The sequence below is a fragment of the Maribacter confluentis genome (assembly GCF_030505015.1).
Taxonomy (GTDB): domain Bacteria; phylum Bacteroidota; class Bacteroidia; order Flavobacteriales; family Flavobacteriaceae; genus Maribacter; species Maribacter sedimenticola.
Genome location: NZ_JAUKUC010000001.1, coordinates 3180411 through 3193360 on the forward strand (window position 1 = coordinate 3180411; position 12950 = coordinate 3193360).

Annotated in this window: 12 protein-coding genes and 1 other RNA gene; 4 read left to right on the forward strand and 9 right to left on the reverse strand. The window is 38.3% G+C overall.

What is annotated here, in order from left to right:
* Positions 1-566: 566 nt before the first annotated feature.
* Positions 567-966: a transfer-messenger RNA gene (gene ssrA, locus Q2T41_RS13785) on the reverse strand.
* Between the two features lie 282 nt (positions 967-1248).
* Between ssrA and Q2T41_RS13790 the strand changes: the two genes are divergently transcribed.
* On the forward strand, positions 1249-2454 hold the full coding sequence (locus Q2T41_RS13790; protein ID WP_304436542.1) for an NAD(P)-dependent oxidoreductase: 1206 nt from the start codon (positions 1249-1251) through the stop codon (positions 2452-2454).
* Positions 2455-2463: 9 nt separating this feature from the next.
* Here Q2T41_RS13790 and Q2T41_RS13795 read toward each other — a convergent pair whose 3' ends face one another.
* From Q2T41_RS13795 to Q2T41_RS13820, 6 genes are all read right to left on the reverse strand, one after another.
* Positions 2464-3579, reverse strand: coding sequence for an Sb-PDE family phosphodiesterase (locus tag Q2T41_RS13795; protein ID WP_304436543.1), 1116 nt, complete (start codon positions 3577-3579; stop codon positions 2464-2466).
* Positions 3580-3658: 79 nt separating this feature from the next.
* A complete protein-coding gene (locus tag Q2T41_RS13800; protein ID WP_304436544.1) occupies positions 3659-5218 on the reverse strand; it encodes a PepSY-associated TM helix domain-containing protein in 1560 nt (519 codons plus the stop codon).
* Positions 5218-5517: a hypothetical protein gene (locus Q2T41_RS13805; RefSeq protein WP_058103723.1), complete on the reverse strand. Its 300-nt coding sequence runs from the start codon at positions 5515-5517 to the stop codon at positions 5218-5220. The genes Q2T41_RS13800 and Q2T41_RS13805 overlap by 1 nt, the downstream gene beginning before the upstream one ends.
* Position 5518: 1 nt before the next feature.
* Positions 5519-5851: a hypothetical protein gene (locus tag Q2T41_RS13810; RefSeq protein WP_071341448.1), complete on the reverse strand. Its 333-nt coding sequence runs from the start codon at positions 5849-5851 to the stop codon at positions 5519-5521.
* A gap of 9 nt (positions 5852-5860) precedes the next feature.
* Complete coding sequence (locus Q2T41_RS13815) at positions 5861-6580, reverse strand: DUF4198 domain-containing protein (RefSeq protein WP_304436545.1); 720 nt, start codon at positions 6578-6580, stop codon at positions 5861-5863.
* 85 nt (positions 6581-6665) lie between these two features.
* A complete protein-coding gene (locus Q2T41_RS13820; RefSeq protein ID WP_304436546.1) occupies positions 6666-8999 on the reverse strand; it encodes a TonB-dependent siderophore receptor in 2334 nt (777 codons plus the stop codon).
* Positions 9000-9079: 80 nt separating this feature from the next.
* On the opposite strand from Q2T41_RS13820, the gene Q2T41_RS13825 reads away from it, so the two are divergent.
* Positions 9080-10069: a helix-turn-helix domain-containing protein gene (locus Q2T41_RS13825; RefSeq protein ID WP_304436547.1), complete on the forward strand. Its 990-nt coding sequence runs from the start codon at positions 9080-9082 to the stop codon at positions 10067-10069.
* A gap of 26 nt (positions 10070-10095) precedes the next feature.
* On the opposite strand, the gene Q2T41_RS13830 is transcribed toward Q2T41_RS13825, so the two are convergent.
* Complete coding sequence (locus Q2T41_RS13830; RefSeq protein WP_304436548.1) at positions 10096-11001, reverse strand: phospholipase A; 906 nt, start codon at positions 10999-11001, stop codon at positions 10096-10098.
* Positions 11002-11088: 87 nt separating this feature from the next.
* Here Q2T41_RS13830 and Q2T41_RS13835 point away from each other — a divergent pair, with 87 nt between their 5' ends.
* Positions 11089-11469: a DUF1801 domain-containing protein gene (locus tag Q2T41_RS13835; RefSeq protein ID WP_304436549.1), complete on the forward strand. Its 381-nt coding sequence runs from the start codon at positions 11089-11091 to the stop codon at positions 11467-11469.
* Here the strand turns inward: Q2T41_RS13835 and kdsA are convergent.
* Positions 11466-12284: a 3-deoxy-8-phosphooctulonate synthase gene (gene kdsA / locus Q2T41_RS13840; RefSeq protein WP_304436550.1), complete on the reverse strand. Its 819-nt coding sequence runs from the start codon at positions 12282-12284 to the stop codon at positions 11466-11468. The genes Q2T41_RS13835 and kdsA overlap by 4 nt on opposite strands.
* Positions 12285-12360: 76 nt before the next feature.
* Between kdsA and Q2T41_RS13845 the strand changes: the two genes are divergently transcribed.
* Positions 12361-12942 carry a hypothetical protein gene (locus Q2T41_RS13845; RefSeq protein ID WP_304436551.1) on the forward strand — a complete coding sequence of 194 codons (582 nt, stop codon included), beginning with the start codon at positions 12361-12363 and terminating at the stop codon, positions 12940-12942.
* Positions 12943-12950: the final 8 nt, after the last annotated feature.

Below are 12950 nucleotides of genomic sequence, written 5' to 3' on the forward strand. Positions count from 1 at the left end.
AAGGGCAAATTCAACCCCGACCAAAGTTTCCATCTGCAGGTTTTTTTACTCAAAGAGATGTTCCAGCATTTTAATTTTTTCTCCTTTGCCTACGTAAAGGTTTTTTATTTCCGAAGAATTACAGGGTCTACCTTCGTCAATTTGTCGAATATGAATCTTATTTGTTTTTTTCTGACAGCATCTAAATACAATTCGTTTGCTTCGAGGTTCGTTCCGCACATTTTTCCCGTCTTATTAGCCCATTAACTGTCAAACACAGGTATATTGGTACTTTTAGATATTTTTCAAAATGTTTTCCTTGAGGTAAAATAACTGTGTGAAAGAATGGCTCATTTTAAATATATTTTTTACAGAAATAAAGGTACAAAAAAGGAAAATATCATTTTTATAAGTAACATCAAATCAGTTAATGACAAAGAAACCGGTGAGTGTTTTTTTATAATAAAGTACTTACCGAATAGGTCACATAAAATATGGTTTAAAAACGATTCAATTGATGCCTTAAAAGATAGAAACCCCTAATAATCATATGATTAAGGGGTTTTTTAATAATTTTGGTACTATTCTAGTGGAGCCGGAGGGAGTCGAACCCTCGTCCAAACAAGTAATCGCAATGCTTTCTACATACTTAGTTTCTGATTGATTTTCGACATGCACCTGACCAGAAACCGCCTAATACATGCTTATCTTCTTAAGATTTTGGTGATACCGCCAAAGTGAGCAGGTATCCTTGTGTTGACTTTTCTGGTGCTCCTATAAGAACCGCCGTCAACAAGGGCTGTTCAGGAACATCTCGCTTCCCTACCTTGTAGGGACGAGGCCAATCTTACTATAATTCAGATTAAGCGGCAAGAGCGTAATTATTTTCGCCAATTAAAAGTGTGAAAAATGAGATTAACGAGCTGTTTCCCAGCGCTCGGTATGCTTACATTCCAACTAGTCTCGCTGTCAAAACCGGTCGGCCCCAATATGTTAATGAACTTTATTGCACCAATGCCAGGGCGTTTCCCTTTTTTCAAAAGGGTCGGGCTTTCGGCAGTACATGATACTTGCCTCTATCCCTAACGCACACCGTTTTAGATCCATAGTCCTTGGCATTTCATCTCTCTACAACTAAAAAGCTGATGAAGGATTTCCTGCGGGCAGCAAAGCTAACAAAAGTTTACGAACCCTTATAATTTTTATAGCTACATAAGAACATATGTATCTAATTGCATAATTTAGTGCAATATTTATACCAAACCCCATATGAAGTTCGGAATCATAAGAGAACGTAAAAATCCGCCGGATAAACGCGTGGTACTGTCCCCAAAAGCATGTCAAAAAGTCCTGAATAAATTTCCACAGGCCCAAATTTTGGTAGAACCTTCTCCCATACGTGCCTATCCAGATGAATCATACAAGAAACTAGGTTTAGCGGTAACGGACAACATGCAGGAATGTGATGTCCTATTGGGTGTAAAGGAAGTGCCTATAGCCGCCCTAATTCCCGGAAAAAAGTATTTCTTCTTTTCCCATACCATTAAAAAGCAGCCCTATAACAGAAAATTGTTACGGGCCCTTTTGGAGAAGAATATAGAAATGTATGACCATGAGGTCATTACCAATACACAGGAGCAACGGGTGGTTGCATTTGGCAGATATGCCGGTATCGTAGGGGCGTATAATGGATTTAGGGCATACGGACTAAAATATGGGACGTTTAAATTGCCAAAGGCCAATGATTTAGAAGACCAAGCCGCATTAATTGCGGAGCTTAAAAAAATTCAGCTGCCCAATATCAAGGTTTTGTTGACCGGCAGGGGAAGGGTAGGCAATGGTGCCCGTGAAATGTTGGACGGTATGGGTATGCGCAGGGTGAATGTTACGGAATATTTGGAAAATGATTTTAATGAACCCGTATATTGCCAAATAGATGCCGGGGAATATAATAAACGAAAGGATGGCGTGCGGGGCAATAAGGCCAACTTCTTTGCCCATCCAGAAGATTATAAATCCAATTTTTTCCGTTTTGCCAAGGTGACCGATTTTTATGTTGCCGGTCATTTCTACGGACAGGGAGCCCCATATTTATTTACTAGGGAAGATGCCAAACATCCTGATTTCAAAATCAAGGTCGTGGCAGATGTAAGTTGTGATATTGATGGCCCTGTGGCAACCACTATTAGACCTTCTACGATTGCAGAACCCATTTATGGGTATGACCCGATATCTGAAACCGAGGTGGATTTTAAAAATCAAGAGGCCATTGCAGTGATGGCAGTTGATAATCTACCCTGTGAACTTCCGCGAGATGCCAGCGAAGGGTTTGGTGAGGCCTTTATCAAAAATGTCATCCCAGCATTCTTTAATGGTGACAAGGATGGGGTATTGCAACGGGCACGCATGACGCAGAACGGTAAACTTACGGAGCGTTATGCCTATTTACAGGACTACGTGGACGGTAAGGAATAGAATTACTGTCTATTCCGGGATGATCTCCCAAGAGATTATTGGTGATGTTCTGGGAGCTACAAAAGTGCCTATTGCTTTTAAGGACAAGGTTAGTCTAGGTAGTCTCTGTAACGTTTTTACCTGTAAGGTAAACGTGCCAAAAGCGGGAATTTCAAATATCGGAGAACTGCTGTAGAAAGAAAAGTCCATTGCATTTTCAAATAAAAGGGAATTACTGGTGGTATTTTCCAATACAATCTGTACGATTTCAGTGTCTTCATGATAGATGGCCTCTTTCACCTTGATACTTGCTTTTAAAAGGGGAACCAAAAACTCTTCCTTACCCACCATTAGTCCGTTATATACAGCAACGGTTCTACCTGCAAATAGAGCTTCTTGCATACTGGACAAACTTTTCTCCTTTGCAAAAACCAAGGTAATGGGCCTATGGTTACCTTTTTCGGTATAGTCCCAATCTATGAGTCCGTGTATGTCACTGGTACCCATAATGGTTAAATTATATTCAAGGGCCAGCGCCAATGATTCTTGGGCGTAGTCCACGGCATTGATGACCTCAATACCATGTAGTTCACCATTCTCAATGCGTTTTTTCTGAAATTCGCTCAGAATTGGATTTCCCTGCGGGGATTGGTTGTGCCAAGCAGGGTGGTTCCAAAATACAAAAGCATCCTGTTTATTGGCTTCCTTAAAGGCATCTTCGGCTTTCTCCTTTAAAATTGGATTTGCATCGGTAATGAACACGGCATTGTTATGCCCCATGGGTGCGCTGCGGGTTATTTCCGAACCGTGAACGATTATAAGATCATGTTCCTTCGCTTCTTTTATCGCAATATTGTAAGACCTATTTCTGTCAAGATGCGGAATATCTGTTGAATGTGGTTGGTATTCCAAGTGTTCCGTTAAAGAAATTGCATCTAGATTGTCCCTAAGTGCTTCCATAACCCTAATATTGGGCCAGACATAACCATCGGAAAATACGGTATGGATATGTAAATCGGTCTTTAAGCTTTTATAACCCGGTATATCCGGAAAGGAAAGCGGGCGCAAATTTTGGTGGGTATGTTCTTGAGCAGAAATAATTAAACTGGTAAGCAAAATGCATAGAGTAACTACACTTGTTCTCATAGGTTGGTACTTTTTTCAAATGTATGAAATTGCATGGAAACCGCTGTAAAGTAAGTAAGTTCTGTACTTTAACGAATAGTTATTTCATTGTTTTTTCTAGTTGAAAAGCTTTCATTTTATAAAAAATAAGTAAACCAGTAATGCTAATTACCATCCAAAAGACATCGATAAACAGAATTTGGTCATAACCTTTTGCATAGCTCGTCCATAACCAATTGCCAGTGCAAAAACCATTTACAATAGGAATGGTCAGTCCAATTAAACTGCCTGAAAGTAAGGTGTATTTGTTGGTGAAATAATTGTCTTTTTTAAAAACAAAGAAAATGGTAATTAGCAGCCATCCTATAAAATAAAATTGATACAATAATCCCATGCCCGCAGGATTAATGACCTGCACCAAAATAAATGATAAGGCCGTTATTGGGTATAGGCTTAGGCAAATCGCCAAATAATACCGTACTACGGTTTCGTTAAACTTTCTTTTTTTAAGAGGTATGTTCTTTTTGTTTCTAGCGGTTAACCATATAAGAACACCGCTAAGTATTACAAAACATCCTATTAAACCAAGTATAAAAGAGATAATGCGTAAGCCATATCCCCCATAATCCCCATAATGCAACCTATAAAATATACCCTTAACGGCATCTAGGTACTGTATTTTTTTTGTGGGGTCTTTTACACTATGAACACTATCATCGGCTACTTTAAAAATAGTGTAACCATAACCGTTTATTTTGTCCTTAAAATCCAAGTTGCCACTTACCGATACGTGCATGCCTGTATCACCGTAGTTGAAGATATGTACTTCGTTTACTTTAAAATTGGTCCATTGATCTTTGACTTTGTTTACGTATTTGTTGATACTAACCGGACGGGTCAGTGGAGTATTCTGAAATTCAAATTCCGGATGAGCATATTCTAGGTCCTCATATAGCTTTTTGTCATCACCATCATATAATGCCAATACAGTAGGCGCAACCAATAGTACTTTTAACATAAAGAACGTTCCGGTTACGGCATAAACGAATTGAAAAGGGAAACCTATTACGCCCAAAGCTGTATGGGCATCTGTCCACACGGTTTTTAATTTGGTCATTGGTCTAAATACGTAGAAATTGGAAATGATCTTATCCCAATGTACTATAATGCCGGTTAACAGCGCAAACAGAAAAAAGAATGCTACAAAACCAGATAAATAATACCCAAAAGGGTGGGGTAGTTGTGCAAAAAAGTGCAGTCTATACAAGAACTCCCCCAATGTATATGAGCTTACATAGTCTGTAGTAGTTGCATCTTTGGTATTCAAATAATAAAATGAGCCTGCGGCATCCTCTTTGGTTAGCAAAGTATCTTTGGAGCTGCCTAAATTCACCCCAATATTCTGTTCGTTGTAATAGTGCCTTAATTCAATATCCCTTCCATACAGGTTTTTCTCTGTTGACATGTGTTGAAAGGTCTCATCAAAGTTCAACTGTATTTCATCAGGAATTTCTACGGTATGCCCACGTTCCCAATTGGCAATTTCATCTCTAAAAAATGAAAATGAACCTGTGAAGAAAATAACGTAAAGTGCTACACTGATCACGATACCACTAACAGTGTGTAAATGAAATAGAATGTTATAAGTTCTTTTGTTCATTATAGAATTGGATTTAAAGCTTTGCCGTAAAACATGATAATTGCCAAAATGATGGATGTAAGCAGGTAAATACCCCATATTTTCCAGCCGTTTTTTGCTAAAAACGCTACAATCATTAAAACTGCCCACAGAATAAGTGCGCTATAGGTACTGGTTATGATTACGGTCACATGATCAAACCAACTGGCAACTGCCAAATGAAAAAGTACAGATACTATAAAACCGCCAAGAAGAGCTGCGGTAATTTTTGAGAAACGTGGCCAGAAAGACGGATTCAGATATTTTGAATTAGCGGGCATATCAGAGAAGTGAAAATTCGATCAAGAATATGAATAGAACGGTTGGTATTAAGGTTTTGTAAGTAATTAGGTGTAAGGGCTGTAACAAGATTACAAGACTTGCAATGGTCATTAAAATGACCGAAAAAGTAAAAATACCTGAACCCCAACCAAAATGGTATATGGTTAGGGAACAGGCAAATAGTAGCAAGACATAACCTAAAGAATTTGCTACTTTACTTTTCTTTTGACACCAGTTTTCAATATGTAAGTGTACTGGCACTTTTTGTCTTTTTGTTGTGGCGTAACCCAAATAAAAACCAGTAAAACAAAGTATTAGAATTGCGGTGATCATTGCTACAGGTTATTTTGAAATACAATAGGTAGCACAGTGCCATATAAATTCATATTCCTTACCATTGAATGTGCCGGGAACACGTTCTTCAAAAGTGGTTTCCATAGTATATTTGGTGTTCCAGGGCAAAGAGAAGCTTACTTCTCCATTTTCATCTGTTTCTATGGTTTTGCTCCATAGGTCAGATACATATAGTTTAAATTCATTTTTAGCTAAGGGTTTACCTTTAAATAGTACTTGTAGTGTAATTTGATTATCGGTGCCGGGTAGTTCTTTGATAACGATACCATCTTGGTTCAAAGTTTTAGTAGCTGTGGCTTGGTCGCCCACTTGAACTTTTGCGGTCGATTGATAGTGTGTTTTAAAAATACCGAAATCCCATTCTGTATAATCTAGCACTTCTATATCATCATTGTTTAGGGCAACGGTATATGTGCCATTTGTATTTGGGGTAAAATGGGCAACATAATATTCTTCCTTGGAAGAAATTTTCAGTGCTGTTTTTTTACCGTTAGGATGTATAAGCCATAACGTAAACTTTGAAACGGATGGGTAGTTTTCACCTTTTACTTTTTCAATAACCCCATAAGTGTATTCTCCAAAGTATACACGTACCTCTTGTTCTTTGTTTAGACTGCCGGTACGGTCCGTTTCAAGCCATAAATAATGGGCGAACATGGGCGATATGGAAAATAGTAGTAAAGTAAGTGTAATAAATATTCTTTTCATGTTTATTTTTTTAAGGCTACACCCCCGGTAAAACCGAGGGGATAACCAATTTGAACTAACTCAACAAAAAATTGTATGCTATTCTTTAAAAATTATAGGTTACGGTAACTCTACCATTAATACCGGGTTCTGATTGCCAGTATAAATAAGCAGCGTAATTAGATCCTGAATAGAGGTATTCATCTAGTAAGTTGTTCACGTTGAGCTGTACCCTAAGTTTGTCGTTGCTCCATGACAAGGCTCCGTCTAACCTAAAATAATCCGGTAATTGAGATTCATTGTCCGCTCCCCAAGACCAGGTAGAACGGTCTATTTGATATTGATACCCCAATGAGCCACCAAAACCGTGAAGTTTGGATTCTTCAGAGAATTTATAATTAAGCCAGCCGTTGGTAATGTGTTTTGCATGACCGGCTACACGTTGACCAATATTTTCTGGGTCGGTATCTTCCGTAATTTCAACGTTGGTATTAGCGTAGTTGAGTATAACATTCAACTCTGGGGTTACCTCGCCCTGCAGGTCAAACTCAATACCTTTAGATTGTATTTCACCTAACTGTATAGAGAAATTAGGATTTTCTGGATCGGTGACCAATACGTTTTCTTTGGTAATCTGGTAAGCACCCAAGGATGTTCTTAACCTTCCGTTGAAAAAACTCTTTTTAAGACCTCCTTCAATATCGTTTGCATCAACGGGATCAAATGCTTCCCCGGTGAAGCTTACGCCATTTTGACCAATGAAAGAGCGGTCATATAGACCATAGGCACTTAGTGTAGGTAGTATATCCACACTTAAACCTATACGTGGCGTAATTTTAGAATCTGTTTCATCTTTACCTCTTGTGAACAGGTGGGTGTATCTTCCTGCAAGGGTTAATCTTGCTTTATTGTTGAAGAAACCTATTTCATCTTGCAGATATACAGAGCGATTAATTCCCCCATAATTGTAAATATTGTCTCTGTATTGTACCGGGGTGGATTTGTCAAAAATAGGAAGTTCGGTATTTCCGTAAACAGGGTTGTAGATATTGAAGGGTTGATCAACATCCGTTAAACCGAATTGATTAAAATCTGCCCAATATTCTTTTTGGCTATAATCAAACCCTCCCAGTATATTGTGATTTATACCACCTGTATGGAATGCTCCGGTAATATAACTTTGAAAATATTTTCCAACGGATAAGGCATCCCAATTGCTAATGTACCTTACGGCATCTCCATTTTCCTCTAAAGACCAGACCCAAGTAGAATTTCCTACTTGATCATAGCGTAAAGAACCAAATTTTGTTTCCCAGCTCCAATCTTTATTAAAGTCGTGTTTTATGGTTCCAAAGAATGTTACTTCTTGAATGTCTGATGCTGGATAGTTGGTATCGGTAAATTTAAAATCTCTATCTAAACTACCGTAGCCATCATCATTAGGGGCAAAAACATAAGCGGCACCCATATAACTTTCTGCCTGTTGTACATTTAATTCTGCCGTTACAGCTGTTTTTAGGGAAAGCTTGTAGGTTAGGGCAGGGGCAAAGCCATAACGCTCAGCGTCTTCATTGCCTCTATGGCTGTCTGCTGTTTGGTACATGGCATTAAAACGGTACAATAACTTTCCGTTTTCTGTTGCCTTGCCGCCAAGGTCTAAAGTAGCTCGGTAATTGTCAAAACTACCGGCCATCAATGAAACTTGACGAATAGTTCTTTCCGTAGGTTTTTTGGTTACTACATTATAAAATCCGCCTGGTTCACCGGCAGACATCATAAAACCTGCAGGACCTTTTACAAATTCTATTTGGTCGACAAAGGCCATGTCCTCTGATAATGGACCCCAGGTGTCCTGTACATTGAAACCGTTTCTAAATGCAGGTAATCTAAATCCTCTCATATTCACCCTGGCAAAATTCCCCCAGTGCTCTAACATGGTTACACCAGATACGTTTCTGATCACCCCATCCATAATACTCGTAGCCTGCTGATCTTGCAATAGTTCACTACTGATAATTTGAATGTTTTGGGGTAGTTTAGCAACTTCTGTTTTTAAACGTAAGGAGGAGGAGGGTGTTTTAACCGCATATTTGTTATGATGGCCTTTTACCACCACTTCATTTAATTGTTCACTTTTCTCCGGTAACGATACATTCGGTATTTCTGTTATTCTATTGGCAACTATGTTTACCTCTACCTGTTTGGTATCATGCCCCATGATGGAGAATGTTAGGGTGTAAGCGCCAGGTGCCAGATCGGTTATCTCAAATCTACCTTTGGCATCTGTCGTAGTACCCAAGCTACTATGTGAAATAGTAATGTTCACATTTGAAAGTGGTTTATTATTTTGATCAATTACCGACCCTGAGATTCCTGCTGACTGTGCAAAAGTGCTCAATGTGCCTATGAACAAGATCAGTATAGTGTAAAGATTCTTCATTTAATATTTGTTATTTTTAATTAGTCTAAATAAATTTGAAGCGAATTTATGACCTTGTCGTGGATTAGAAATGACGTGAAATGATAAAAAAAAGACGCAGTTTTACAGATGAACAGATTGTAGATTTATCTGAGACCAATAAAATGTCGTATAGTGAAATTGCCGATTGTATTGAGGTTAAGGAGAACAATGATATTGACCATAAGGTATACCGTATAAAAGATTCATTTGGGCAAGGCAGTATAGATGTAATACAAATTGAAGATGTTTGTATATCTGCAATGCATTTTAGGTTACAGAAAGATATTATCTTAAAACAACAGCTAACTATAGATTTTGTGCAGCTTACTTTTTTAATTGAGGGTGAACGGGTAATATCTGTTGCAGGCTGTGAAGATATTTTTTTAGGTAGCGGTGATTCTTACATGGCAAATATTAAATCTTTTCATGGCACATCTAAGATTGCAGGGAACAAAACTTATAAGGAAATTAAAGTAAGGTTGTCTAATGCGTTCTTAACAAAACATGGCTTTTTCAATGATCTTAAATTAAAAGAACTTATAGATGATAATTTGGTGGTACCCATTTCTAATGAGATGATGGTAATCCTTGAATCTTTTGATACGCTTAGTTTAGAAGGTACGGCAAGACTAATTTATTTGAAGGCTAAGGTTTTTGAAATGTTGGCCATTCAAGTTTCCAATTATAAGAAAGAACATTATAAGAACAACTCGGTTCAAAATAGTCACAGGGTAAAGAAACTTTTAAGTGTCAAAAAAAAGATCAGTGATAATTTAGCCATTAATTATTCGGTGGCTACATTATCTAAAGAAGTGGGTATGAATAAAACCTTGCTGAACAGGGAATTCTTGCGGGTTTTTGGACAAACCGTTCATGAATATAGTATCAATAAAAAGATAGAAAAGGCTAAATTACTTCTGGTGAACACTGATTTGCCTATTTATGAAATTGCGGAGCAAATAGGTTATAAAAATGCAACCCATTTTTCTGCAGCCTTTAAACGTCAAGAAGGTACTACGCCCAAAAAATTTAAAACCAGTATTCAGTAACCGGCAATTGTGTAATGGCTAGATTACTAGTTTATTAAAGAGACGCCTATACCAAAAGTGGTCTGTCTATGATTGTAGTCGATCAACGTTTCCCCGAAACCATCAAAAACCTGTAGGTGTCCGTTAAAATTCTCGAATATGGGGAACGACCAGGTGAATTGTAAACTGCCCCTACTTTTATCGCCTATATTCAAGGAATGTCTGGCAATTGCCCTAAACCGCTGTCTACCCAGGTCATAAACGATATTGGCCTCACCACGGCCAATAAAATTGGAAATATTCTCGTTATCATCGATTTTGCTGCCTAACCGTATCCATGGTTTTAACATTACTTGCCAATTATTGTGTTCAAAAGCGGCATGAAAAGCGATACGGTTCCAGCTTCTGGATATAGGGTCTGACTGCCCATTGGATTCGTGGATGATGGATGCACCGATCATTTTAGCGTCCAACCCAAGAAATTTAAAGGATACCGGAAAATTGGCGATCAATTCCGGCTGATAGTTCAGCTCCCTGAACGGCCTTGAGCGTTCCGTATTATATATCTGCCAATAGGCGGTCTGTGAATAGCCCATCCAAAGGTCCATACGACCATCAAACATTTTATGAAAAATCTTGGTTTTTAAACTTACTTGAAACTTGGATTCCGATGTGTTTAGGCTAACAGGGGCGTCTAGCGTTTTGGTGGAGTTTTCCGCTACTGGATACCTATTGGTATCCGTAGAATATTTTACGGCCGTTAAATAAATAGGTTTGTAAGACGTAATGATAAATGTGCCACGATGGTGCTCATCGTCCAATTCCCAAAGTTCGCTTAAACTTTTACTGTTGTTGAAATACCATTTTATATCATCATTGTCTTGGGAAAAAGAACGGTAAGGGGTTGTAAATGTGAGGATTATAATTATTATAAAGACTATTTTGTTAGACATTCTTCAAGTTTAAAAACGGTAAAATTATATATTTGAGACTTAAATCATCTAGGTAAAGATGTTATTATGAACTTCTTAACGTAATCTATGAACCCGGCAGAGCTTTATATTTTTAACCAACCAGAACCATACAGGGGTATATTAATGCATTTGCAAATGAAGATCGAGCAGACCTTGCCCAATGTTGAATTAAAATATAAATGGAATATTCCCTGTTTTTATATAGGAAAATCACCTATCTGTTATTTGAACGCGTCGCATAAACATAAATTTGTGGATATAGCTTTTTGGAATTCTGCACACCTTACCAAACATTTAAACGTACTAGTTTCCGAAAAGCGAAAAGTAGTACGTTCATTACGTTATAGTTCTTTGGAAGAGATTAATGACAATATCTTGACCGATGTACTCCAAGACGCGTATTCCGTGCGTAAAAACGGTTTTTATAAACGTGCTGATTTGGATTAAAATTGGTTGACTACCGCTTTCAAAGCCACTAAATCTGTCAATAGTTTTTTCATTAAGGCTAGATCCAACATATTGGCACCATCACTCTTGGCATTGGCACAGTCAAAATGTGTTTCTATAAAAAGTCCGTCTACACCTGCTGCAATACCAGCTCTGGCCAAAGTACCTATTAATGCAGGCCTGCCTCCCGTCACCCCGGAAGATTGATTGGGCTGTTGTAAGGAATGCGTTACATCCAATACTACAGGGGCAAATTGCTTCATGGTGGGTACGCCCCTAAAATCCACGATCATATCTTGATAGCCGAACATGGTACCCCGATCGGTTATGATCGCTTGTTCGTTACCGGTCTCCGTAACCTTGTTTACGGCATGTTTCATACTTTCCGGACTCATAAATTGCCCTTTTTTAATGTTCACCGTTTTTCCTGTTTCGGCTGCAGCAACGACAAGGTCGGTTTGGCGTGCCAAAAATGCCGGTATTTGTAGAACATCTACATATTCGGCAGCCATTGCGGCATCCTGTTCCGTATGTATATCGGTCACCGTAGGTACCTCAAAGGTTTCAGAAACCTTGCGTAAAATTTTTAAAGCTTTTTCATCACCTATCCCAGTAAACGAATCCAATCTACTACGATTGGCTTTTTTAAAGCTGCCCTTAAAGACATAAGGAATCTGTAGGGTATTGGTCAGGGTTACCATATGTTCCGCAATACGCATTGCCATTTCTTCGCCTTCAATGGCACAAGGGCCGGCAAGAAGAAAGAAATTTTGACTATCCGTATACTTTATTTGGGGAATCTTGTTCAAGTCCATATCATAAATTTTATATAAAGATAGTACTAATCCATATCATAGTTTTTAGATTTAAAGGCAACTTAAATCCTGGGACATGAAAAAATTAGGTATGGTAATCATTATATTATGGGGTGTAGGGGTACATTCCCAAATAAACGGGGTTACGGAAAAAGGAACGGGAATCATTCATCTGGAACGGCATCAATTTAAATTGGATCTGTTCAGTCCGGGGTTGAGCTATGAGCTGGGACTCTTTAGAAATCAAAGTGTGTCTACGGCACTTGGTTTGGGTATGGCCACTTATGAACCTGGTTATGTAATAGGACTTGCCTTGAACAATAGATACCGCTATTATCATAATTTTAATAGAAGGGTAAATAAAAACAAAAATGTAAGCGGTAATTCTGGAAACTATATTGCAGCGGCCCAGGCAATTTTCTTTTCGCAAGCCAGGCTTACTACCAATATTACCGGACCAGATGATTTTAATCTGGGATTTTATGGCATGGTGTACGGCATTCAACGTACGTATCCAAAAGGTTTTAATTTTAATGCAGAACTTGGGGCAGGTTATTATAGAGGTGATGGGGTGGCAAGTGGCTACGGTCCTTTGATCGGTTTTACGTTAGGCTGGGTACCTACAAAAAGAACATCAAGAAAACCGGTTTTTGATTAAAGTGGTCC